The sequence below is a fragment of the Betaproteobacteria bacterium genome (assembly GCA_016709965.1).
GTDB lineage: Bacteria > Pseudomonadota > Gammaproteobacteria > Burkholderiales > Rhodocyclaceae > Azonexus > Azonexus amarohabitans.
Genome location: JADJLT010000001.1, coordinates 1,157,855 through 1,181,416 on the forward strand (window position 1 = coordinate 1,157,855; position 23,562 = coordinate 1,181,416).

The window sequence follows — 23,562 nt, forward strand, 5'->3', positions numbered from 1 at the left end:
AAAATGTGCCATCTGTGCCACGAGAGGCATGGATAGCAAAAAAGCCACGCAGGGTGGCTTTTTAATATGCTGATTTTATTGGGTTTTTGGTGCCGCTGGCCGGAATCGAACTGGCGACCTTCGCATTACGAATGCGCTGCTCTACCAACTGAGCTACAGCGGCACACATGTCTGTCAAATCAAACAGAGCGCCGGATTATAGCCGGATTTGTTGCCTGTGAATAGCGGATTCCGTTGTTGCGAGGGCGAGAGCAGACGACTTCCTTCGGACCACTCTACGAATTTTTAGACCGCGCTGCCTTATCGTGCAGGCTGCCAAAGTCAGCAGCTCCTACCTCTTATTTGAGCCTCCGTTGTACGTTAACTGTGCCACCGCTGTGCCACGTTGAGCAGGCGGCAGGCAGCGCACACGGCACACCTGCCCCCAGCCTTTGCCAAGCAGCAGAGGCAACCAATATCCGGTAGTTTTCATCATGTATCCGCCCGATTTCGGCAGGGCTGGTGTTGTCGTACGCGCTCTCTTAACCACTCATCTGGAGAAGCGCCATGTCTAGCATTGTCAACACCACTACCACTTCTTTCAAACCCGCATTCACCCGAGTTCAGCAGACGGACGACTGCAATTGCGCCTTTGCTTGCATTGCCATGCTGGCCAGCAAGACCATCGACGAAGTTCGTCAGGTTGCCATCGACAAATTCAAACATCCGAAACACGGCCCTTACTGGATCGGCGAAGACCTGATCGCCAAGTTGCTCACCCACTTTGGCTGGGTTGGCACGGTGTTCAAGGCAAGCACCGGCCTTGCTTCATTGCCGGATACGGCAATTGCGATGGTCGACTATTCTGTCGACACCGAAATCGGCAGGCATGTCTTGTTTAACCGTGTAACCCCACCGGGTGCCAAGCAACCTGTCGAGTACATCATTGACCCGGCGTATTGGGTCGATGCGGTTCAGCAAATCCGCACCGACATCAAGGGGTTCCCCATCTCCTGGTACATCGGCGTGCACCCCATGGCCAAGACCGTCGCCAAGACGGACAAGTGACACGTGGGGCTACCGAATACGCCCTACCCGGCGTTGATCGGTCAGCGGCTTGCTGCGGTTCAGGTGTTTGAGCTGTAAAACAGCGTGCAAAACTTTCCAGATTTCCGGGGTGATCAGCGTCCAAAAGTTGCCACCCTGGGTTGTGTAACCTGCCGGCGTTTTAGCCGGGGAATCTGGGGTGTTAAACATGGAAGTCATAGCCGAAATCCGGCGTCGTCATTGGGTCAGCGGCGAGAGCATCAGCTCGATTGCGCGTGACCTGAAACTATCCCGTCCGACGGTGCGCAAGCACCTGGCTACCGAGGTCGAACCGGTTCACGTTCGTCAGCAACAAGCAGCCCCGAAACTGGGTGCATTCCAATCGGTACTGGAAAGCTGGCTGGTCACCGAGCGCCACCTTCCGAAGGGGCAACGGCGCACCGCCCAGCGACTCTTTGAAGGCTTGCAGACCGAGGGGTATCGCGGCGCCTACGACAGCGTTCAGCGCTTCGTAAAGCAGTGGAAGTCGGCACAAACGAGGCCGACGATCAAGGAAGCCTTCGTCCCGCTGGTCTTTGCCCCCGGTGACGCCTGCCAGTTTGACTGGAGCCAGGAACACGTCGAGATCGGCGGCGCTGCGCTGACCATCAAGGTCGCGCACTTCCGGCTCGCCTACAGCCGACAGATGTTTGTTGCCGCCTATCCCTGCGAAACACAGGAAATGGTCCTTGATGCCCACAACCGCGCCTTTGCCTTCTTCGGTGGCGTGCCCAATCGCCTGATTTACGACAATCTGAAGACGGTGGTCGACACCATTCTGGTCGGCAAGGATAGGCACTTCAATCGCCGCTTCATGGCGCTGGCCAACCACTACCTGTTCGAACCGGTGGCCTGCACGCCAGCCTCCGGCTGGGAGAAAGGACAAATCGAGAACCAGGTCGGCAACGTGCGTGAATGGCTATTCACGCCGAAAGCCCGCTTCGAGAGCTTTGCAGCGCTGAACGACTGGCTGGCCACCCGCTGCCGGGAATTGGCGGAACGCAAGCATCCGGTCGAAACGACCCGCACCATTGCTGACTGCTTTCTTCAGGAAGGCCCCAGCCTGCGGGCTATCACCAGCACCTTCGATGGCTACGTCGAACAGATGATGCGCGTTTCCAGCACCTGCCTGGTCCGCGTTGAGCGAAATCGCTACAGCGTGCCGGCCGACTTTGCTGGCAAGGTAGTCTCGGTGCGTTTATACGCCGACAAGGTACGGATCGTTGCGGAGAGCAAAGTCATTGCCGACCATGAACGGCGATTCGGGCGTGATCAACTGATCTGCGACCCCTGGCATTACCTGCCGGTACTTGAGAAGAAGCCGGGGTCGCTGCGTAATGGTGCCCCATTTATCGGCTGGGATTTGCCGGTGCCGATTCAGTTGGTGCGAGATCGTGTGCTGAAGCAGCCGAAAGGTGATCGGGCCTTTGTAGAACTGCTACTGGCTGCTCGCGAAGTCGGGCTGGAAGCCCTGCAAGTGGCGTGCGAATTGACACTGGATGGCGGCGTGATTACCGCGGCCGTCGTCATGAATGAACTGAGGCGGCTGACCGCGCCACCGCAGCCCAAGGCGATCAGTTTGCCGGAACAACTGCGTTTGCAGGTCGAACCGCAGGCTGATTGCAGTCGTTATGACCGTCTGCGCGGAGGCCAGTATGTCCATTGACCGACTGGCCCAACTGAAATCCCTGCACCTCTACGGCATGGCAGCCGCGTGGTCCGAGTTGCTGGCAGAAGGCACACGCCGGCCGATGCAGCCGGAAGCCTGGCTGGATCGCTTGATTGACGCTGAACAGGCGGATCGGCAAGTACGCAGCCTGCGCTACCAGATGAAAGCAGCACGCTTCCCGATTCATCGCGATCTCACGGGCATCGACTGGACAGAGACGCCACTGCCGCAGGCGCAGATTGAGCAACTGGCAACTGCCACCTTCATGGAGAGCGCCCACAACCTGATTCTGGTCGGTGGCACAGGGACGGGGAAGACCCACCTGGCAACTGCGCTCGGTGTTGCAGCCATCCATCAGCGAAAACGGGTGCGTTTCTTCAATGCGGTGGATCTGGTAAACCAACTCGAGCGGGAAAACTACTGGGAAAGAGCGGCACCTTGGCCAAACAGTTGGTGCTGTTTGATGCGGTCATTCTCGATGAGCTTGGCTATTTGCCGTTCCCGGTGTCGGGTGGGGCGCTGCTGTTTCATCTGATCAGCCAGCTCTATGAGAAGACCTCGCTGATCATCACAACCAACCTGTCATTCGGTGAATGGGTGACCGTGTTCGGCGATCCAAAAATGACCACGGCCTTGCTCGACCGCATCACGCATCACTGCGAAATCCTCGAAACCGGCAACGATTCCTACCGCTTCAAACAGCGGAAAAAATCAGTCAAATCAGACTGAGCAACTGGGAAAATTTGGACGCTGACAACTGGAAACTATTGGACGCTGATTGACAGTTTGAGCCATGGCAAGCCCCAGTGCCGCCAACTGATGCATTGGGGGCGGCCTTGCTGTTTGGGGGCGTGGCCTTTGTCTTCGAGCGGCAGGCCTTGATACTGACTTCGCCGCTGCGCTACCGCTCCAAACCAGTGGGCAGCTATTACGGCTTGTTGGATGGCCGCAGCGTGTCCTTGGGGTACAGAGTCACCCTGTGCGATGCCGACGAACTCAACGCATTCCTACCCATAGCGGCGTGCCTGCCTCATTGGCTTGGATGGCGGGCGCTATTGCTGCCTGCTGTTGGCGATGCTTTGGAGTCACTACAGGTCGTTGCGTCCTGCGGTGCAGCGAATCGCTGGGAAATCGAGTTGTCCTTTCTTGCTGGGCTGCGATATTGCCTGCGCTATCACCCTGAACTGGACGGCTCTATCGAAGTGGCACCACCGGGCATATATCATCGACTGGAGCAGAGCGCCGGTGTTGCTCCCGATGATGCAGTACCAGGAAATTCCTGACGACTGCCCAAATCGTTCAGGTGCGTTCGTTGTTGCGGGGCGGCAATTCCTGCATCAGATCAGCGGTCGCCACGCCCAAGCCATTTGCCAAACGCCAGATGTTGTACAGGCTCACATTGCGCTCACCGCGCTCTACCGCGCCGACATAGTTCTCGTGCAAGTCAGACCGCTCAGCGAGCATTTCCAGTGTTAGTTGGCGCTCCGAGCGCAAAGTCCGTAGGCGTTTTCCAAACACAACCTGCACCTGATCGCGCTCTGCAGCGAACTCAGCTTTGAGGGGTTGGGGCTTGTTGACGATGACACGAGACATGCTGCGAAGTCTCGATATTCACAACCTATACGTACACAATCTATATGTTTGTTTATGGCAAAATCATCGACTTACCAAACGCATAGTGTTTTCAAACTTAGGAGGTGCCAGCATGGCAACCAAGAAACAAAAAGAAGCAGAAGCAGAGGCAAGTCTCACATTCGTGCTGATCCCGTTCATCGCCGTCGGCATCGTATTTGCCCTGTATCACTACGCTAAACTCAAGAAGCAGTACCTGACTGGTTCACATGTGCGGCGGGTCTTTGACCTAGGAAGTAACTGGACCGCAATGATGTTCAGCAGCATTCTCGCGTTCGGGTATTTTGCGGCGACCTACTCTTTGTACCGCTACGCGCCTTGGTCAGTGATTTTCACGGTGCCGCTCGGGCTGGTGGTGCTGAACTGGGTTGGCAAATTGCAGGCCTATGCCTTCTTGGGTGTCGTGGTTGATTATCAGCAAGGCGCGGTATTCTTCCCGCCCAATTCCGAGAATCTGGACATCATGGATACCTTGCTGGTCGTGCCTGGCATCCGGCAACTGACAACCATGGACTCTGTATCACTGGCCGATGTGCAGAAAATTACCCGACAAGCAGGCAAAAAACTGTTCTTGCATGGTGACTTCGGATCGCGTCGCATCAGCTTCACCGATAAACTGAAACGGGATGAATGCATTCACCTCATCACAGCCAACGGCAATAGCCGGGTCAAGGTCATGAACGAACTGGAATAGATCGGTATGCCCAAACGGATTGCCCTTGCGATTGTGACCCTGCTTTGTCTCGTTACCAGCGCCTACAGTTTTGCCGAAGGCATGTTGTTCAAGGTGCCGACGCGGGAAGGTGTGACCACGACGCTGTTCTGGGAGTCGGTGGAGAACGCCAAAGCCACGGTGTTCCTGTTTCCCGGCGGCGGAGGCGGTTTCGGCAAGGTGGAAAACGGCAGGGCAACCGGGAATAATTTTCTGGTGCGCTCGGCACCGTACTTTCTGGCCAACGGATTCAATGTTGCCATCTTTGGGCGCCCCAATGATTCCGAAGAACTCGATTACGCCGACCGAATCAGCGATACCCACATGACGGACGTTCGGCTGGTGCTCGACTTTGTGAAGAAGCAAAGCCCGGCGCCGGTCTGGATAGTCGGCACCAGCCGGGGAACGATCTCAGCCACGGCAACTGCCATCCACTTGCAGGATACGGGGCTGGCAGGCCTCGTGCTGACTTCCAGCGTGGTGAATTACAAGAAGGTGGGGGCGATTCCCAAGCAGGACTTGGCAGCAATTCGGATTCCGGTTCTGGTACTGCATCACAGCAAGGACGAATGCGTGCTGTGTCGCCCCTACGAAGTACCGGCCATCCTGCGCGGCCTGACCAGTGCGCCCGTAAAGAAGGAAATCATGGTCGATGGTGGGGCGAATCCGAGCGGGGATGTTTGCGCGGCGATGCATTGGCACGGCTATGTGGGGATGGAGCAGGAAGCGGTTGCCACCATTGGCAACTGGCTCCAGCAGCCGGTCCGGTAATGGTAACGAGCCCCGCATAAGAATCAGATAGCTATACGCGACCGAAGAAGAACTTGCTGATCTACTAACGATCACTAACTGCATTATTTCGCTGCATTTTCCTAAAAAAACACGGGGATCGACAACGCTTTTTCCTTGTGATTAAATAGCACACTGGTTTTTTCCAACTGTTGTTGCAGCCATTAACTGCATTTTGTGAAAGGCAGTCGTGCTGGAAATCGAAGGATTGATGGGTCGCTGTGGAGACCGGGAAGTATTTCTCGGATTTGCCACCGCAGCAGAGCTAAGCCAAGTGAGCTTTCCGGATGCTTTAGATGAAGTTACAGGCAAAGGGTATCAGCGCCGGTTTCATCGAGAGCATAGCCTAGAGTTTAAACGGTACATTCAACAGTCAGGGGCAACGACTATCCCCTTGACCTTCAATCTCCGCCCGGGGCTTCCGGGTTGGAAGGTTAGTACCAACTCGTCCAGAGCAACCCTGAGCATTGATGTCATGCAAGGGCCTGTCATGGCGCAGGTGGATTGTCAGCATCGACTAGGATATTTGCGAGAAAGCCCCATTCCCTTTGCCTTCATGGCTTATGTCGGTCTAACAATCGACGAAGAAATGGAGATTTTTCGGGTAATCAACGGGAAGGCAAAAGGGTTGAGCGGTAGCCTTCTTGATTTCACGGAAGCTCGTCTTGTCGGAAATGATCTCAAGTTAGCAAAACCAGAGCTATTTCTCTCATTGGTCTTGCATGAGGACCAGCGTTCGCCTTGGTATCAACGATTAGACCTTGGTGGAAACCGCACAACTGGACCAATGCGAATTGCATCGCTCCGTACTATGCAGAAGGCGACACGCCGATTCTTACGTGAAGCGGGGCTATCCCACAAACAAGTCGAAAAAAATACCGCCAACATATTGATCGATTTTTGGAATGCCGTGGTGCTAGTGCTTGCTGACGAGTGGAAGAATCCTCGCCAGCACATGTTAGCCAAAGGAATTGGTGTTTATTGCCTGATGAGTTTGGCAGGAGAGCTATATCGCGAGGCTGCAAATAAGGGGCAACAATGCGACCTCGATTACTTCGTTACCGCTTTGTCTGATTTTCTCCATTCCGTCGACTGGTCGAACAAAGGACCGCTAAAGGGATTTGGTGGCGCCAGCGGTGCAGATGCCGCACTTGAACTATTGCGCCAGATGCGTTCTAAGAAGCACTTAAAATACATTACTTATGGCAAACAAGAACATTCTGCTCATTGAGCCTGGCTACAAAAACAAGTACCCCCCACTCGGCTTGATGAAACTTGCCGCATATCATGGGCCACATGGCAAGAAAGACAATGTCAAATTCATAAAGGGTGACAAAGATCGGTCTGTTTTCAACGTTAACTGGGACCGCATTTACGTCACGACACTTTTTTCCTTCGAGTGGAAGGAGATAGCCAAGTCCATCGACTTCGCTATTTCTATCGTAAAGAACGATACGACCAAGGTTTTCGTTGGTGGCATCGCAGCTTCCTTAATGCATGAACGGTTCATGGCCGAACCTCGTTGGCGTGGTGTTCGATTTATTAGTGGACTGCTGTCAGCCCCACCAGCTCCTTCGCTACAGCTCGACGATTTTTCTGAGGAACTGTATTCCAGTGATGCATCAGGAACGCCGATTGAAGACTTGGTACCAGACTACTCAATCCTTGATCAGATTAGCGAACAGTATGTCTATCCGGTAAATGATGCCTACTTTGCCTATGCCTCCCGCGGTTGCGTGCGTAAATGCCATTTTTGCGGCGTTCCGAAATTAGAAGGGGAGCAACGAGATTCGCAATCAATTACTGGGTTGATCAAGGCTATCGACGCACGCCACGGGGTGAAGCGTGACCTGATGTTGATGGACAACAACGTCGTAGCATCCCCCAATTACCGAAACATCATCGCCGAGATTCGCGATATTGGGTTCGAGAAAGGCGCAACACTTCGTCGTCCAGGCAAGCCTGCGGTACAACGACGCGTGGATTTCAATCAGGGTGTCGATGCGCGAATTCTTTGCAAGGACAAAATGTACTTGCAAGAGATGTCCACAATCGCAATTCGACCACTACGTATTGCCTTCGACCACCTTGGCGTTAGAAAAGCCTATGAGACAGCGATCCATATGGCGCATGAGGTTGGGCTACATGACTTGTCCAACTACATGCTCTATAACTTCAAGGACACGCCATCGGACCTGTATGAGCGGATGCGGCTCAATATTGACTTGAACGAATCTCTGAATATTCGTATTTTCTCCTTTCCAATGCGCTACCAGCCAACAGACCTGCCCGATCGGTCTCATGTAGGCGAGCACTGGACCGGATATGGCCTTCGTTCTATGCAAATTATTTTGCAAGCTACGCACGGAATCGTGAGTGGAGCGCCTGATTTCTTCCGCGAAGCCTTTGGCGACAGCAAGATTGAATTCGAGAAACTGCTACTTCGTCCTCAACACTACCTTTTCAACCGATTCTGGTATCAGTATCACGAAGGTCGTCCAGAACTCGATGCATTTCAATCGGAGTTCGATCAGTTGTCTGATACTGAGCGCCAAGAACTAGCAGGGCTACTGTCCAGCAAAACGCCTAGCGGCTTCGCAGGATTGATTGGTAAGGCGGATAGCACGAAGGTCAATCGAATACTGAACTATTACGTGCCGATTCCAAAGGATGAAGAAGCTGAAATCTGGAAAGTGATGAAGTTGCGATTGCAGGAAAGCAAGAAAGCAAGAGCAGACATCCCCGCTGATGAGTTGGTTGAAGATGCCGGTCTGGCAGAACCGGAACTCGCATAGCTTGTACCCACCGATAGTTTGATTTTGTTTCTATAAGAAAAATGACAATTTCCGCAATAAGCATCACTCCAAAGACCAAAACACTAGTCGACTCAGACATAGTGATCGGCAAGGACATCCTTGAGCTTCTCGCTAACGCGATGTATGTAGACCCTCTAACGATCTATCGTGAATACATTCAGAATGCCGCCGATTCCATTGATGAAGCCCGAACTGCAGGGTTGTCGATGGATGATCCGCATATCGTTATCAACCTTGATCACTCAAGTCGCACGGTACGTATTCGAGACAATGGCCTAGGTATTCCAAACGCAGAATTTGTTCAGCGCATTACCGCTATCGGTGCCAGTCACAAGCGAGGGACAGACCTTCGAGGCTTTCGTGGGGTCGGAAGATTATCCGGCTTGGGCTACTGCCACGAATTAGTTTTTCGAGGGAAGGCCGAGGGTGATGCCAAAATTATCGAGGTCAAATGGGATAACCGCGCTCTTCGAGAAAAGATCAGAGACCTGAGCTATTCAGGTAGCTTAATCGACATCATTCGGGAAGTTGTAACCCACCAAGAAATATCCGCTACGAATAAAGCCGAGCGTTTTTTTGAAGTTGAAATGCGCAAGGTCAGTCGTCTTAAAAATGATCTCTTGATGAATGAGCAGTCGATCCGCTCATACTTGTCCCAAGTCGCGCCAGTTCCGTTTCATCCAGATTTCCGCTTTGGAGATCAGATCCAGACTTTTCTAACAGAGCGAGGGATTCGTCCTCCCATTCGGGTCGAATTAAATGACAACGCGGGTCCGATTTATCACAGAGCGCGAAATACAATTCCGTTCAATCCCAAAGTCACCGATGGCCTACGAAACATAGAGTTCATAGAGATTAACGATGACGAGGGAGCGGTTGCTGCCTTCGGTTGGATTGGCGATCACGCTTATATGGGAGCCATTCCAAAAAAACTTGGGCTTGGTGGAATTCGGCTACGCGCTGGGAACATCCAGGTAGGGGATGAATCACTACTCGCCCCACTTTATCCAGAGCAACGATTCGCGTCATGGACAGTTGGCGACATTCACGTTGCATCGAAGAAGATCGTTCCCAACGGACGCCGTGATGACTTCGAACATACTGTTCATTACTCTTGGCTGCTGTCAGAGTTGGGGGTAAGAGCGAACGAGCTCGCGCACCAGATTCGTACACGCTCTAAGCAACGCCAACACCTGAGAACTGTGCAGATTCACTTCCAGACCATCGATGATTGGTTTGGCTTGGCACAGAAAGCAGAAACACCAATGCTATTGAAGAAGGCATTACTAGGACTAACTGACGAACACATCCTCAAAGCAAAAAAGGAAGTAACAAAACTTAGTGATGGCACTGAGGAGCATCTGTCAGCATTGAGCCGCCTAGAAGAACTAACCAACGAAATTTACATTCTTGGCGAGGCGGTTGAAGAGCGAGACTCGATTAACAATCAAGCTTTCTCCAGTGCAACGGAAGCGGCTCTGCTCAAGGCACTGAAAGTTGTACTCTCAAATGCCCGCTCGGCAAAAGTAGGGACTAAAACTGCGATTGATATTGTTGCTGCCGTTAGTGCGCCCCATTGACCTTCTTCGTGATTTGCTTGATTCGCGTTTCGATTCTATTTAAAACATAGGCGAGTTGCTTTTTTTCTTCCGCAGGGATGCTCATGATTTCAGAATCAATATGATCATCCGCTAGCCAAGTCTTAAAATCTGAAAACTTCTTTGTGTAGTAATTCCCCGCTCCACGCAAATGAGCATCTTGTACCGCGTCATGAAATGACAAGGTTCCATTCATGAATTTTTTGAGCGTGTTACCGCCAACCTTGACGATCTTTGGCAGGTTATCTCTTACATCAACTGCTCGCTCAATCGACTCATCCTGTATTAGCCCTGCGATCTTCTTATCGAAGTCGGAGTAAAGCTCCCTTGCGTGGTCGAAACGCCGGCCCTTGAGCAACTCATCGTAATAGCTCCACCGAGCAGGGTCTCTATCATCAACCTCAAGCATGAATCCGTACACACTGATCAAATGTCTGATCTTGGACTTCGTTAGTCCTACTTCTGTATGCAACTGGTTCTCATCAATTCCGTGAGTCTTGAAACGACGATACAGATAGCCAGCTTGCTCAAAGGGAGCCCAGTCTTTTTTTCCGACAATGTGAAACTCGCCCAACAGGGAGAAGACTTCACTGTCCGTAATGCTATCTGGAAGAATACGAACACGAATATTTTCCCAAGCTTTAGGATCTTTCTGGGCGAGAAGTCGGTAGGCTGCTAGTCGGCTATTACCTTCTAGTAGAACACCTTTTCGAACGAGTACAGGTTCAATCAAACCGCCATTGCTCTTAATACTTGGCACCAACGTTTCACGTACATGGTCAGCCTTCGAGAGCGCATCAAAAATCTCTTCTTGAGTTGGCGCAGCATCGTTGTCTTTCCAGACTATTGAATATATACGTGGATTTTCAGCGTAGAACGATAATTCAGCCTGCGGTAGGTATCCCGTCTTCACTTTGATTTCACGCTTACGCAGCGTGATGCTGTCTTCTTGAAACGTACTCATTGATCCTGATTTCCCCCAAGAATCCTTTGTAAGATTTCGTAGAAACCGAGCGTAGCTCGTTCTGCGTAAGCTTTTGCGTCTATATCACCCTGCGTCAATTGTGCCGCGAGTCGTTTTTCCTCAAGCAAACAGTCTACCCACTCATCAACGGAATCAACCATAAGCATGTTGTATACATAACATGTTCTAGTCTGAGAAACACGGTGTATCCGGTCTTGGGCCTGCAAGTAATCATCAAGACTGTAGGTTCTGTCGTAGAAGATAACGTGGTTAGCAACCGTTAGTGTCAATCCTTCCTTCGCCGCACCAGGTGTTGCCACCAACACCTGATCCTCAGGATTCTCCAAGAACCATTTTACGACTGTATTCCGTCGCTCCATAGACATTCGGCCATTGAGTGGGTGGGCACCAAAAGGAGCAAGTTTCTTTACGAGCCAATCGCAATTCTCGTTGAAATTAGTCCAGACAATTGCCTTTTCGCCTCGTCGGGTAATATCAGTCAGCAGGTTATATAACGGCTCGAACTTTCCTGGCTCGGCAGTATAGCTTTCGTCAATCATCGCCGGGTTAGACGAAATCTGGACTAGCCTCAGCAAACGTTTCAGTATTGACTCTTGATTGTCTTCGACCAATTGGCCATCTCGGACGATCAGTGCTCGTAGCTCCTCGCGGACCTGACGATAAAGTTCGAACTGAGCAGGTTCCCAGTCGCACTCGATGCGTTGAAACTCCTTAGATGGAAGAGTGATTCGACCGCCATCCTTTGTTTCCCGTATGGAAAACGCAGATATTTTTTTGTTAATGCCTTCAAGTCGATGCTGATATACCTCAAAAGCTTTTGGATCATGCTGAAGGTCTGCCGTTAAGTCTGTCTCACGCTTAAATTCTTGGAAATCCGCTCCCAAGGATGCTCCGCCATCAAGAAAAAACACTTGAGCCCATAGATCATAGGGGCGGTTCGCAACAGGGGTGCCCGTCATAATCACCCGCTTTGTGAATAGCGGAGAAAGCTCAAAAAAAACCTTGGTCAGGTCTGCTTCCGGGTTTTTGATCTTGGCTGACTCGTCAATGATTACTGCTACGCGCCGAGACGACAACCATGCGGCGAATCGGCGCTGCTCTTTCTTGGCAGCCTCGAAATGGCTCAATACAAGTCGTGTCGGTGTGGTAAAAACATAGTAATTCTTGGTCGAGTTCTCACTTAAGACCAAAGGCGTTAGCTGGCTATGTGCCTTAAACTCCCTCTCCCAGTTGGCTACAAGCCCCTTTTTAGTAAACACTAGAATGGTGTCGACTTCTTTGTTTTGGAGCCAACGGAGCATCACATCGATAGCTATTTTTGTTTTACCTAGCCCTTGCTCATGAAAGATGGCAGCGTAATCTCTTGTGGCCACAAACTCCACGGCCTCTTCCTGATAGGGAAATGCCTTGTACTTCGGCTCCAACACTGGTTCGGAACGAAGACGAAATCGGAAATTATTCACACCATATTCTCCTATGACTGAAATTTCCGATCATGAAAGCAACAACCCGGATAGGAATATGCAAAGCGTCCGATGTTTTTCGTGCGCGTGAGCAAACTCTCATAGCAGTTCCAGCACTGAGCCATGGAACTGCCATCCAAAATTCTGCCCCGGGCTGATTTCGAAGGTGAGCAAAAAAGGAGTCAAGTTGCGTAAGAGTATGGCTATTGTCGATATCATTTGAGGTCTTTGCCTCTCCAATGATCACCATTGACGTGCGTATATCGTGGGCAAATACGTCAGGCCTATTGCTGCCGATGATTGGCGGCAGATCATTGATGAGTTCATCCTGAACATCGCAATAAATGATCGGGGAGAAAGCCCAGCCATGGTAAATGGAAATCTCTTTCGTTAACGCCAGAACAAGGCTACGGTGGTGCCCGCTCTCACTCATTCTCAGCGATTAAGCCCGTCTGTTTGCAGAGGTCGCGAAGCTCTTCAAAACAATCAGAAAGTGCTTGAGCTCGCAGAGAATCGTGCGTTTCGCTGAGGTCTTTAACGTCAGGCCAGTTGAGACTTCTGATCTTGCTCGAAAGGGCATTGGCGAGTTGTTCTAGTGAAGCCTCTTTGATCGCAGCATTTGTGTTCGGCTGCTCTAATACCTTCATGGCCTCCCTGGCATTGTGCGACAGGAATTTTTTCTTCGACTCTCCATTTGACAGGATGCGAGGGAGCTGCCGAACGGTATTCAGCGGGCTGATCTTCGAGTCGTGCACCCACTGTGCAAAGTCATCCATTGAGAAACCGGACTTAACAACGGACTGTTTAACTTGCGGCTTCTGCAATTCGACGAATGCACTAAACCGGGAGTAATCTGGCTGATTCTGACCGACCAAGGGAATGTAGTGATTCTGCATGTCGGTGTAGGCGGATATGTACTCTTCGATTTCTCGTTTTCTGGCATTACCACCGCAGTAATCCAGAATTTCGTTTATAGAGAGCTTATTCTCTGTGTACAACGCGTGCAGGTACTTAGCTTTTGCGTATGGTCGCCACTGACGCGGACCAACCAAATGTGCTTGCAGACGTATGGCATGCTCGCCATCCTCCTCGATATCAGGGCGAACAATTGCCGGGATTTTATCCCACGACCCAGGCGCCTTTTCAATGGCAAGTTGGCGAAAAATCGATACGCGGGTATTCCCCTCGATCACCACATAGGTGCCGTCATCTCGCGGTGTCACGACGATGGGGTTGATCAACCCTTTATAAGACCGGATAGATGCCTTCAGGCTTGAAAATGTTGTTGAGGCCCCCTTGTCCTCGTCGTCAGGGGCGAACTGCCCAAGAGCGAGTTCAATGAAATTTTGCGGGGGGTCACCTTCAATAGACTCCAGTGCTGGAGCGACGCGAGGATTCCGCTGGTCAAGGATAATCTTGCTAACGGGCAGATATTGGATAGTCAGTTCGGACATTTTTTCTCCTTGATCTGCAGAATCATCAACGCTTCAAGTTCCGTAAAACGTTGCTGATTCTGCCTAGCTTATTTGCCAGCGGTGATTATTCCAGCCGCATTTAATATGGCCCTCGCCATACGGCTGGCTTCTGCTTCGCTTGAGGCATAACGAGAATTGGCAAACGGCTGAGAACCAAGCCCATCTCTCGACTTAGCGAAGAAAAGTACGAAGGCATCTTCAGAGACATCTCCAGCATCTAGCATTTGCGGACATATGGCGGTAAAGACCTTCATCAACGCAGAAAATCCTACGGTCTTTCTGAGAAGGTGCTCCTTCGGCGCTTCATCCCACTCTAAAGGGAAAACGGTTTGCGCAGCAGATAGGTAGTTCCAAAGTATACGGCTTACCAATTCATCTTGTTTATCGATAAAGAACTCCCTCAGCGGAGCTCTTGGATCAGGTGGCAGTTCGAGATTTTTCATAAGGCGCAACTCGTCATCATCTGGCGCCCTCGAAATCATCGGTAACACATATTTAGCAAAACTTCCTTGGGACAGATACTCTGTGTCGTTCTGTCGCTTCCCCAGCATCTTTAGACCATGCCAAAGCGGGCTGCCTTCGGTATCGTTGAAGCCCAATGCTAGGCTGTGACAGGTTTTCCGAGGACTTCTATCTCGTGCAAGTCCAAACAAATCGATGATTAAAGATGGATCAACGGGACGCTGTTTTGAATTGATGGTTCTAAACACTTCGGCCATATCTTCGAGTGACATATCGAACATGAATACAACGGGCATCTCGAAATTATTGAGGATGTCTTTCCCGTGAATTTTGGCGGCCTTGCGTAATCCTTCAATGCGATGTTGACCATCGATCACAAGACCCAGTGAATCATCCTCACCGAGAGCTTCATAAATCGCCCCTCCGCCATTTGTTGTTGGATTTTCTACTTCCTTACCAACTATCAGTTTTGAACGCTCAGGATCAAAATGAAGATTGTCACCATCTGCAGCAACAATAATCGACGTGGGGAAAGTAGCATTAATTCGCCTTGTGTAGTCGGCAATTTCTGTCGTCCGAGAGGTGTTCAAACGTCTCTGAACATTCAATCTCTCTGATTCTGAAAGCCCACGGCGTTCAATGCGTGTTTTTTCCAGCAAGAGAGTGGCAGGCACGCACCCTATGTAGAACGTCCCGATGGGTTGCGTAACAGCTACACAAGAAATTTCTAGAGTGTTTTTCATACTTTAACTTTCCTGCCTTTTACTTCGACTTCATTTATTGCCTTGGCGGTCCCGTGCGAACGAGCACCTGACATCATTTTCTTGGCCTTGGATTTCTCATCTGCCTGAGATTTATCCAGGAGGGCATCAAGACTATAGGCCCCTGCCCACTGTAGTAATGCCAAACAGAATCCGATGATGATGGAAAGGAACGTTAGAGAAATTTGAATGCAATCCCCAACAGTAGTTTCGGCAGGTCCATTAGGAGGAACAGGTATTGAAAACGAGTCAAGTGTTAAAAGTGCGGAAACCACTCCGACGATAAAAGCAAAAGCTACCAGTGCAGCCTTCTGAGACCGGAAGTGCTCATCGCTATTTTCCACGTACTCAGTGATGAGATAACCAGACGTGGCTGCGAGGTAGGCAAGCAAGAACGTATATGCCCCTCCGGACCGCAACACCTCCAACATCTTTGAATTAATAGAAACCCACCCATGCTTAATCTCCGGAATCAACGGAACCCAAATTCCTGCTGATCCGACAACGACATTGATCGCAAAAAACCAAATAATTAACGAATATTTATCCGAAATAGCTCGCCGTATTGCAGCGAACAACGGAGGTGAGTTTTGGGTAGATGACATAGATGGTACGAACTTATGGCTTGATGTAATGTTTATAGAAGCCTAGCGTTTGATCGCGCTGACGACAGGACTCGCAGGTCATGATGATGCCATGAGTTCATCCAGTCGTATATCTCAGGGCATAAAATCCCCGGATCGGTAAAAAATCCTCAACAACAAGGCGACAAGCCGCCCAGTTTCTTCCACACAACTCCCGCCTCGATACATAGCATCGTATTGCGTTACACAAAACTCGTGTCAATGGGATATCGGCAGCCCCCCTCCTTCGAAGACGATGAGTTGATTAGAGCAATCAAAGTCAGCAGCAGATGGACATCGTACACAGCCCCGCTGTAACGTGAAAACGCGGCAACCAAACGGTACCGCGCCACGCTGCTAGACAGCGCACCTCCAACATTGTTTCCCTCTAGAAATGTTAAAGCCAAGGCCAGCCCTTGGCTTTTTGCATTGGTGCGTCCGATTGGCATGCATGGCTTCATTCCTTTCAATGGAGATTACGCCATGAGTAACGAATCCAGCAGTTCCAAGCTGCCTCTGTTTTCTTTGGGGCAGATCGTCGCCACCCCGCATTGCTCAGACATTTCGAGCAGCATCAGATTGATGCACGCCATTACCTCAAGCGTCACGTCACCGGCGATTTCGGCGACATCGATGAAGAAGACAAAGCCGAGAACCAGCTAAGCATCAAGCAAGGGTTTCGCATTCTCAGTACATACACGATTGCCGGTGAGCGCATCTGGATCATTACTGAGGCGGATCGCTCAGTAACTACTTTGCTATTTCCCTCTGAGTATTGATCCATGCTCGACGAACAGAACGAACGCAAAGTTACCAAAGCCGAGCGCCCAATGCGCGACCTCATGTTGTTGATGCCGCATCTGCCGATTCGAGACAAGTGCGAAATCGACTACGAGGCTGCTGACGCCGATCTGCTGGTAGATATTGCACGCCATGCTGAAACTACCCTGCGCACCGTGCATCTGGGTACGTCAGCCATCGGGGAGTTGCTGGTGTATGCGTCTCCCGAAATCGGCACAGGGGAATTCCCGGCCAACACCATAGAGGCAATTGGATGGCTGCTTGCCGATCTGGGCGACCTGGCCGCGACCGCGCATTTGCTCATGGCAGGGTGCCAGCATTACACCAGCGATTACGCACCGAGAAAAGCGAAGCACATCCCGCCAGCAAGACCATGACACCGGCCAGCCAAACCGCCGCGTCAACAAGTGCTCACTTTCCATCAGCCACCTCCGGGATGTTGGAAACATAGCCTCTGAATATCTCGCCATAAACGAACATGCCGACAGCACTTTCCTAACGTGTGGCTGCAGGTACACAAGAGGCTGAACCGGCACAACCGGTCTTGCCCTGCGGCATCGTGCCGCATTTTCAAAAACCGCTGACGTACGAAAACGACTCAGTTTGCGAAGCTTTGAATCGGCGTCGGCGGTATGGACTCAGCACAAGGATTTTCAACATGAACGAACAGGCATCATCGGCCACTCTGACCGAGGCCGATTACGTGGCAGCCTCGAAAGCACAATCTACTCGCAAGGAGTACGGGAAAGATTTGCACTACTTTCTGGAAGCCGACAGTAGCAATTGCATTCCGGCCACCGTTGACCAGATCCCTGCCTACCTTGCCAAGATGGCCGGGCATCTGGCGGTCAAGACAATCGAGCGGCGGCTAATAAGTCTGCATGTCGCGCATTTGGAGGCTGGCGAACCTTCGCCAGTGCATCACCAACGCATCAAGGCCATGCTGCGAGGTATCCGGCGTACCAAGGGTATTGCCACCAAACAGGCTACGGCCATCGTGAAAGATGATCTGCTCGAAATGCTGGTCGTGGCAGGCAAGGGGAAACCGATGCAGGTTGCCCGCAATTCTGCGCTTTTGATCGTGGGGTGGGTGGGGGCGTTCCGGCGTAGCGAGTTGGCAACTTTGCGCTGCGAAGACATTGCCTGGCTGGATAGCGGTATCGAAATCACCTTGCGCCACTCGAAAGTCGACCAGAGCGGTGCTGGCTTCGTGAAGTTCCTGCCAAACGCCCATGGCAGCCGTTGCCCGCGGCTGGCATTGCAACACTGGCAGACGGTATCCGGCATCACCGAAGGCTACTTGTTCAGGCCGATCAACCGGCACGACCAGATTGGCGAACAGCCACTAACCCCACATGCAGTTTCGCAGATCGTGAAGCGAATAATCGAACTGACTGGCCGCGACCCAGCGAAATACTCTGGGCATTCGTTGCGAGCAGGCTTCGTGACCGAGGGCGTGCTTGCCGGAATTCCGAGCTATCAGTTGATGCAGGTTACAGCCCACCGCTCCGAGCAGACCTTGCAGAAGTATGTTCGCATCGGGAAGCGGCGCCGCATTCCTTCGCTGTTGTGAGGTTGGTATGGTAACTATCCAATACTCGTACCCGATTGCCACACGGATTTCGATCAGCAAGGAGCGCCGGATTCGTTTGCCAAAGTTTCTCGGCTTCCCGGTGCCCTTCGTGTTGGTGGAGGATACGCGGGCTGACCAACCTTGGCTTGGCCTGTGTGGCCTTGATTCGCTGGCAGGGCTAAACGCAGAATGCGGCAGCCTGCGGGTAGTGGCCGAGTATTGGACAATGCGGCCTACCATTCCCATGGCGGTGTGCGACAGACATGCTTTGCTCAGCGATTCGGCAATCTGGCTAGTCACGGTAAATTCTTGGATCGAAGTCTGGTCTGAATCAGTCTGGCAGACCGAAATCAACGCACCTTAACTATGCTCGGCAGGTGGCAAATGCCGTTCCAAGTCCATGCTGTCATGCAGCAGCCGGAGTACATCAATCACATTGCCCCCCTGAATACTGCCGACGCGGAACATGACAAAATGTCGACCCTTGCGCCCGTTCCGAGCAACATGGAGCGTATGGATATGGTTGCCGATTTCGGGCCGTTCCTTGACCCCGATTATCGCGGGGCCGACGCTTAAGGCTTTCAACGCGGATGACAGCGTATCGGCATAACTCCGCGCCTGTGCCGAACCGAAATTCTCGACCGTCCACCGCAGAATCTGACGGTAATCCGCCTCGGCAGCAGCCGATAGGCGAACCGTCCAAGAACCCCCACCCACTACGCGCCAATCACTTCGGAGGTCAGCGTTGCCAGATGCTGACCAAGCACGTCCGCAGAGTCAAAACTACGGAAGTTGCCTGCTTCAATGTCTGCAATGCCGACTTTGGCTGCATCGCGCAAGGCCGACAGACGCATTTCATCTTCGGACTCCCGGCGCTCGACCAGCCGCAATCCTTCGCGCAATACCTCACTGGCGTTCTGGTAACGCCCGGAGGTGACTAGCTGCTCAACAAAATGAGCCTGATGGTCGGTAAGGACAACGTTTCGGGTTGGCATGGGAACCTCCTAAGCCAAGTTTTCATATTGGCATACTATGCCATAAAGCCGGGGGCAACAAGGTGATGGCCCTACCATTCGGTTTCGACCTGCTCGCTGGCATCTGAGCAAGTCTTCCCAACACCATCTAGGCCAGCGGGAATAATCCGTTCCTCGTTCACCGGAACCACCCGCAACGAGCCATCATCAAGGTAGCGCAGGCTGACGTAATCACCGGCCTTGAGTTTCATGCTCCGGGCAACGAAAGCGGGGAGCCTCAGGCTCAAACTGTTCCCATGCCGTCCGATCTTGACTGCCATTTCCCGGTCCTTTCAGCGTTGATAAACAATATTGACCAAATTGAGGACCGTGAGGCTACTCAGCCATCAGCCATTTGCTTCGGTATAAAATCGAACATTCGTATATTCCCAAGAACCAAAATGCATCAAGAATATTTTGATTTCCTCACCGCTCTATTGGCGACTGTCTCTGCTTTTTTTTGGGCCAGATCAGCATTGGTTAAATTTCAATTCGGCTTTGACATGGACGCTGAATTGACGAAAGCTATGAACGCCACATCAAAACTGAACTCTTGGGCAGCAGGCTTTGCCGCCCTAGCTGCGGCCACTCCTGCAGTAAAGATCGCCTTGCTTAAGCTCAGCTTTCTTTACTAATAGCCCTAGCTACCTTGTTTGCTAGGAGCAACGAAGCCGCTCCAACAACACGGGCCAGTTCTGCTGACAAAAATACGTGCTGAGATTTTCTTGGTCCGGGTGGAAGTCGCCCGGATACACGAGCTTGCTGGTCAACAACGTAGGCGGCAGGAACGCATTTTTCCATTGGTAACTGATTTTGATTCCGGACGCCGCGAGAATCTGCTCGCTGAGCATCTTCAGGGTCCGCTTTTTTTCGGTGTCACGCATGCCGGATGTTGCACAAAAGCGGTGAAACGTCAGCGGGTCTTTGCCATCCACACATGTCTTCAACAATTCGGCAGCCAAGGGGCTGAGTTGGTCATAGACGTGTTTGCCCGGCGGCATGAACGCCACATTGCCCTCAAGACGGAACAGACGACGCACTCGTTCCTTGAAAATCCGCTCATAGCGGTTCTCAAGATAGGCATTCCGCCAGCGCTCAAGGGAAGTGAGGCACTGACCTTCCAAGTAACTGCTACCTAGCACTGCGTCAATCCGGATCAGCTTTTGCAGCGGCCACGGCATTACACGGACAGCAAGGCCTTCGCTTGCCGAAGCATCGGCGACTTGCTCCCGATAAACCACTGAATTGCTGGCCTTGTCATGGCGGATTTCGAGTCCGAGCAGCCGTGCTCGCTGATCGAGCGCCTTGGCAAACAGTTTGGCCTCGCTGATTTTTTCGAACTGGAAAATGAAGGGAACGACAGCCTGCATCACAGAGACGTTCGCGGTGCGTAGTTGTTCCAGTTCGGATTGGGCGATACCCGCTTCTGCCAACTGAGTTTGAGCCAACGCCAAGGCAGCGCGTCCAGCCGCATATACGCTGGTGCCGCATTCGAAGGGATGACAGCCCAGATCAGTCGTCACGTCCATACGCATCGCTATTGCGGCCAACGGCGCGGGCTGCTGGCCCTGTGCTGGTAGCTTGCAGCGGGCATCATCCGACAAGTCGCTGGCGTCGATGGAAAAGCAGGATTTCGTGTCCATGATGTGATTTCAACGCTTGGTTAGTGGATGCCTAGCGGGGCAGGGAAGCAAAACGTCGATTCTTTCAGGCTGGTTTCAGGCTGATACCAGCGCGTGCCATCCACCGGACTTCCGCATAAAAGGTTGTACAGGTCTCGGCCGAAGTAGGTGCTGAATCCAACATCATCGTCATGACTGACCAGGGCACCGCCCTTGCCATCAAAGTTGAAGACGTAAATATGAATCTTGTCGTACCCATAGCAGTTGCTATCGTCGGTTTCAGGGTTTTTTACCAGCGTAAGGATAGGTTTCATCGCTAATGCTCTCAAAGTGTTTGTTGGTTTGTTAGGTGCGGGGCGGCGCCCATACGCCACCTCCGCCAAGTCAGTGCTAAATTTGGCCGTGGCCAGCGTTAAACCCCAAAAGGTCGTCATCGTCCCCGCCGATCTGCTGGCGATAGGGATATACCGGCGAAAAGCCGATGCCTGAGCGGGGGAAACGAAGCAGACGCTTACGTTCGGCTTCCATGTCCAACTCAAAGAAGAGCTTGGGATTGCTGCGAATCTTCGTGGGCACAGGGATAAAGTTTTCGGGCGCCAAAATGTCGTTCAGCATCATGGGCACCTGAATATCATCCGGGGGCGGCGCAAAGATGTTGATCTGGTGGTTCTGCCAGATGTAACGGGCGTGTTCCTTCAAAACCCGTTCGCTTTTGACCATATTCCGCAGATTCATGTGGTTCTGCCAGTGGGCGACAGTGCTCCGGTAGGGCAAGGGAATAGTCAAAAGCTCATGAGGGTCAAGGTTGCACATGACGTGCCCGATGCACGCAAACTTGTCCAGTTGATCCAAAACCATCTCGGCCAGCATTTCCTTGGTGAACAAACACGGATGCGGCAGGCCACCATGCTTAGCGGCAATGCGGGTCAGGCGCTTCTTGCGAAACACTGGCTCAACGCGCACCGTTTCTTCATTCAGTTCTTCCAAGTCCTCCACGCCATCAATGTCAGGCAGGCCTCCCTTGCGGGCACGGTTCAGTTCGGCGGCCTTGTCGTAGATTTTCTGGGCATCAGACTGCGAGTGCTGGTCGAAATAGACGGTTTCTCCGATATACAGGCTGGTATTGGTTCCGCTCTTGATGGCAGCGATGGCCAGGGCGTTGATGAACGCACTCTTTTCGATGCCCTGAGGTACTTTGAGCAAGAGCGCAGCGTCAATCCGCGTCATTTCTGCCAGGCGCCCCAGTGCCAATTGATACAGAACGGAGGCGGGCAACTGCAAACCGTGCTCCTTGTTGATGCGTTCCATCATGGCATAGACCAGCATAGTGACATCACCGGAAGCAACGACGTTGTGGCTCTGGAAGCGCATCGAGGGACTGCCCTCGGTGCTCAGACACTGATCGGCTTCGGAATGCTCAATGCGGAACGATTGCTTGCCTGCCTCCGAGTAGGAACCTGCATAGGAAAGCGTCGAATTCGCCAGTACCTGACCCAGTTCGTCGATCCGACAGGATGCATACCCAAGGTCGCGAATCGGGCGATCCGGCAAATCAAAAGCCAGTGTATCTACCATCAGACAGCTAGCAATGTGAGCTATACGGTCTGACATGGAGACCATACTGGTACTAGTAGCTCTAGGGCTGTACTTACTGAGAGTATCTACACCAGTACGAAATACAGTATCAGTTATGGTATTACGCTTGCTCATATCAGGCTTTGGCGAGTGCGTGATTTTCGGATTGTTCGGATGGTCGAATGGCTTGAGTTCGCTCTTGCGCGGTGCTTTCGGTTTGTCTTTCATTTCGTATTCCTCATTTCATCAATATTTAGGTGTGTCTCTGCGCTTACTTGGCTGCGACCGAAAAGCTCTGGAGCCATTGTTCGAATTTCTCTGCCTCGATCACGATCTTGCGTTGCCCGGCGGGGCGACAAATGCAGTGGATGAAGCCGTTCGATTTCAGGCCCGCCTTGGGGTAGCGGTGGTATGCCTCTGCGCTCGCCACCAGATGCCGCAACGCTTTTTGGCTGAATGCCGGGTAGCGCAGCGATGTCTGCGCAATCGTCAGCCACTTGAGGTTTTCCAGCGGGATCGGCTGTACCTCAATGCGTGGCTTCTTGTTGCGTTTGCGAGGCGGTTTGGCAGCATCGCTGGCCTTGACCGCCTCTTCCGTGACAGGGGTAGCGCAATAGGAGGTGGCTTCGGCAGAAACCTGCTTTTTATTGGTCACGCCGATTTCGATCTCGAAGGTTTTCGTCGTGGGAAGGACGGTTTTCGTGATACTGAGCGGGGCAACCCGTGGTGATGCTGGTTTATTGACTGTATGCAACATGGTGGTAATCCTTGGAAGTTGATGGGAGAGATCAGCGCCGATCTGGAAAACATTCTCTCGTTTCGCTTCGCCTTCTACCCGTGAGCTAAGGCGCCAAAATCCAAGTGGCAAACGGGGCAAAATTCAACCCTTAGCTCGCTTGCGAATAATCAAATAGGGTGATAAGAACGC

At 52.0% G+C, this 23,562-nt stretch carries 25 protein-coding genes, 1 tRNA gene and 2 pseudogenes; 14 read left to right on the top strand and 14 right to left on the bottom strand.

What is annotated here, in order from left to right:
• Window positions 1-87 precede the first annotated feature (87 nt).
• Window positions 88-163: transfer RNA gene (locus IPJ12_05800), tRNA-Thr, on the bottom strand.
• A gap of 383 nt (window positions 164-546) precedes the next feature.
• Here IPJ12_05800 and IPJ12_05805 point away from each other — a divergent pair.
• The 4 genes and pseudogenes from IPJ12_05805 to IPJ12_05820 all read left to right on the top strand — a co-directional run bounded on the left by IPJ12_05805 (window position 547) and on the right by IPJ12_05820 (window position 4,017).
• Window positions 547-1,047 (top strand): hypothetical protein, encoded by a 501-nt coding sequence (locus tag IPJ12_05805; GenBank protein ID MBK7646673.1) that lies wholly within the window; start codon window positions 547-549, stop codon window positions 1,045-1,047.
• A gap of 178 nt (window positions 1,048-1,225) precedes the next feature.
• Window positions 1,226-2,731, top strand: coding sequence for an IS21 family transposase (locus IPJ12_05810; GenBank protein MBK7646674.1), 1,506 nt, complete (start codon window positions 1,226-1,228; stop codon window positions 2,729-2,731).
• Window positions 2,721-3,463 (top strand): annotated as a pseudogene (locus IPJ12_05815) (ATP-binding protein). The gene IPJ12_05810 and the pseudogene IPJ12_05815 overlap by 11 nt, the downstream one beginning before the upstream one ends.
• Before the next feature lie 77 nt (window positions 3,464-3,540).
• Window positions 3,541-4,017 (top strand): hypothetical protein, encoded by a 477-nt coding sequence (locus IPJ12_05820; GenBank protein MBK7646675.1) that lies wholly within the window; start codon window positions 3,541-3,543, stop codon window positions 4,015-4,017.
• A gap of 16 nt (window positions 4,018-4,033) precedes the next feature.
• Here the strand turns inward: IPJ12_05820 and IPJ12_05825 are convergent, their stop codons facing one another.
• Window positions 4,034-4,327 (bottom strand): helix-turn-helix transcriptional regulator, encoded by a 294-nt coding sequence (locus IPJ12_05825; protein ID MBK7646676.1) that lies wholly within the window; start codon window positions 4,325-4,327, stop codon window positions 4,034-4,036.
• Window positions 4,328-4,439: 112 nt separating this feature from the next.
• Here IPJ12_05825 and IPJ12_05830 point away from each other — a divergent pair, with 112 nt between their 5' ends.
• From IPJ12_05830 to IPJ12_05850, 5 genes are all read left to right on the top strand, one after another.
• Window positions 4,440-5,060: a hypothetical protein gene (locus tag IPJ12_05830; protein MBK7646677.1), complete on the top strand. Its 621-nt coding sequence runs from the start codon at window positions 4,440-4,442 to the stop codon at window positions 5,058-5,060.
• 6 nt (window positions 5,061-5,066) lie between these two features.
• Window positions 5,067-5,849 (top strand): alpha/beta hydrolase, encoded by a 783-nt coding sequence (locus IPJ12_05835; GenBank protein MBK7646678.1) that lies wholly within the window; start codon window positions 5,067-5,069, stop codon window positions 5,847-5,849.
• A 229-nt stretch (window positions 5,850-6,078) separates the two neighbouring features.
• The gene (locus IPJ12_05840) at window positions 6,079-7,098 is read left to right on the top strand and encodes a DGQHR domain-containing protein (GenBank protein ID MBK7646679.1); all 1,020 of its coding nucleotides are present in this window, start codon (window positions 6,079-6,081) and stop codon (window positions 7,096-7,098) included.
• Complete coding sequence (locus IPJ12_05845; GenBank protein MBK7646680.1) at window positions 7,070-8,662, top strand: radical SAM protein; 1,593 nt, start codon at window positions 7,070-7,072, stop codon at window positions 8,660-8,662. The genes IPJ12_05840 and IPJ12_05845 overlap by 29 nt, the downstream gene beginning before the upstream one ends.
• Window positions 8,663-8,763: 101 nt before the next feature.
• Window positions 8,764-10,263 carry an ATP-binding protein gene (locus IPJ12_05850; protein ID MBK7646681.1) on the top strand — a complete coding sequence of 500 codons (1,500 nt, stop codon included), beginning with the start codon at window positions 8,764-8,766 and terminating at the stop codon, window positions 10,261-10,263.
• Here IPJ12_05850 and IPJ12_05855 read toward each other — a convergent pair.
• From IPJ12_05855 to IPJ12_05875, 5 genes are all read right to left on the bottom strand, one after another.
• Window positions 10,247-11,245 carry a ParB N-terminal domain-containing protein gene (locus tag IPJ12_05855; protein ID MBK7646682.1) on the bottom strand — a complete coding sequence of 333 codons (999 nt, stop codon included), beginning with the start codon at window positions 11,243-11,245 and terminating at the stop codon, window positions 10,247-10,249. The two genes, IPJ12_05850 and IPJ12_05855, sit on opposite strands and share 17 nt — an antisense overlap.
• Window positions 11,242-12,693, bottom strand: coding sequence for a DEAD/DEAH box helicase (locus IPJ12_05860; GenBank protein MBK7646683.1), 1,452 nt, complete (start codon window positions 12,691-12,693; stop codon window positions 11,242-11,244). Before IPJ12_05860 ends, IPJ12_05855 begins: the two co-directional genes overlap by 4 nt.
• Window positions 12,694-13,154: 461 nt before the next feature.
• A complete protein-coding gene (locus IPJ12_05865) occupies window positions 13,155-14,183 on the bottom strand; it encodes a ParB N-terminal domain-containing protein (protein MBK7646684.1) in 1,029 nt (342 codons plus the stop codon).
• 68 nt (window positions 14,184-14,251) lie between these two features.
• Window positions 14,252-15,409: a DGQHR domain-containing protein gene (locus tag IPJ12_05870; protein ID MBK7646685.1), complete on the bottom strand. Its 1,158-nt coding sequence runs from the start codon at window positions 15,407-15,409 to the stop codon at window positions 14,252-14,254.
• Entirely contained in the window at window positions 15,406-16,032 is a 627-nt protein-coding gene (locus tag IPJ12_05875; protein MBK7646686.1) for a hypothetical protein, read from the bottom strand. Before IPJ12_05875 ends, IPJ12_05870 begins: the two co-directional genes overlap by 4 nt.
• A gap of 501 nt (window positions 16,033-16,533) precedes the next feature.
• Between IPJ12_05875 and IPJ12_05880 the strand changes: the two are divergent.
• The 4 genes and pseudogenes from IPJ12_05880 to IPJ12_05895 all read left to right on the top strand — a co-directional run bounded on the left by IPJ12_05880 (window position 16,534) and on the right by IPJ12_05895 (window position 18,788).
• A pseudogene (locus tag IPJ12_05880) lies at window positions 16,534-16,829 on the top strand (hypothetical protein).
• A 3-nt stretch (window positions 16,830-16,832) separates the two neighbouring features.
• Window positions 16,833-17,228 carry a hypothetical protein gene (locus tag IPJ12_05885; protein MBK7646687.1) on the top strand — a complete coding sequence of 132 codons (396 nt, stop codon included), beginning with the start codon at window positions 16,833-16,835 and terminating at the stop codon, window positions 17,226-17,228.
• 452 nt (window positions 17,229-17,680) lie between these two features.
• Window positions 17,681-18,424 (top strand): site-specific integrase, encoded by a 744-nt coding sequence (locus IPJ12_05890; protein ID MBK7646688.1) that lies wholly within the window; start codon window positions 17,681-17,683, stop codon window positions 18,422-18,424.
• Window positions 18,425-18,431: 7 nt separating this feature from the next.
• Window positions 18,432-18,788, top strand: coding sequence for a hypothetical protein (locus IPJ12_05895; protein ID MBK7646689.1), 357 nt, complete (start codon window positions 18,432-18,434; stop codon window positions 18,786-18,788).
• On the opposite strand, the gene IPJ12_05900 is transcribed toward IPJ12_05895, so the two are convergent.
• The 3 genes from IPJ12_05900 to IPJ12_05910 form a co-directional block, all read right to left on the bottom strand.
• Window positions 18,785-19,141 carry a type II toxin-antitoxin system RelE/ParE family toxin gene (locus IPJ12_05900; GenBank protein MBK7646690.1) on the bottom strand — a complete coding sequence of 119 codons (357 nt, stop codon included), beginning with the start codon at window positions 19,139-19,141 and terminating at the stop codon, window positions 18,785-18,787. The genes IPJ12_05895 and IPJ12_05900 overlap by 4 nt on opposite strands.
• Window positions 19,141-19,419: a type II toxin-antitoxin system ParD family antitoxin gene (locus IPJ12_05905; protein MBK7646691.1), complete on the bottom strand. Its 279-nt coding sequence runs from the start codon at window positions 19,417-19,419 to the stop codon at window positions 19,141-19,143. Before IPJ12_05905 ends, IPJ12_05900 begins: the two co-directional genes overlap by 1 nt.
• A 71-nt stretch (window positions 19,420-19,490) precedes the next feature.
• Window positions 19,491-19,718, bottom strand: coding sequence for an AbrB/MazE/SpoVT family DNA-binding domain-containing protein (locus IPJ12_05910; GenBank protein MBK7646692.1), 228 nt, complete (start codon window positions 19,716-19,718; stop codon window positions 19,491-19,493).
• A gap of 120 nt (window positions 19,719-19,838) precedes the next feature.
• On the opposite strand from IPJ12_05910, the gene IPJ12_05915 reads away from it, so the two are divergent.
• Window positions 19,839-20,072 carry a hypothetical protein gene (locus IPJ12_05915; GenBank protein ID MBK7646693.1) on the top strand — a complete coding sequence of 78 codons (234 nt, stop codon included), beginning with the start codon at window positions 19,839-19,841 and terminating at the stop codon, window positions 20,070-20,072.
• A 21-nt stretch (window positions 20,073-20,093) separates the two neighbouring features.
• Here the strand turns inward: IPJ12_05915 and IPJ12_05920 are convergent, their stop codons facing one another.
• The 4 genes from IPJ12_05920 to IPJ12_05935 form a co-directional block, all read right to left on the bottom strand.
• A complete protein-coding gene (locus tag IPJ12_05920) occupies window positions 20,094-21,080 on the bottom strand; it encodes a hypothetical protein (protein MBK7646694.1) in 987 nt (328 codons plus the stop codon).
• Between the two features lie 20 nt (window positions 21,081-21,100).
• Window positions 21,101-21,373 (bottom strand): hypothetical protein, encoded by a 273-nt coding sequence (locus IPJ12_05925; protein MBK7646695.1) that lies wholly within the window; start codon window positions 21,371-21,373, stop codon window positions 21,101-21,103.
• A gap of 76 nt (window positions 21,374-21,449) precedes the next feature.
• A complete protein-coding gene (locus tag IPJ12_05930; GenBank protein MBK7646696.1) occupies window positions 21,450-22,634 on the bottom strand; it encodes a hypothetical protein in 1,185 nt (394 codons plus the stop codon).
• Between the two features lie 271 nt (window positions 22,635-22,905).
• A complete protein-coding gene (locus tag IPJ12_05935; GenBank protein ID MBK7646697.1) occupies window positions 22,906-23,391 on the bottom strand; it encodes a hypothetical protein in 486 nt (161 codons plus the stop codon).
• Between the last annotated feature and the right edge of the window lie 171 nt (window positions 23,392-23,562).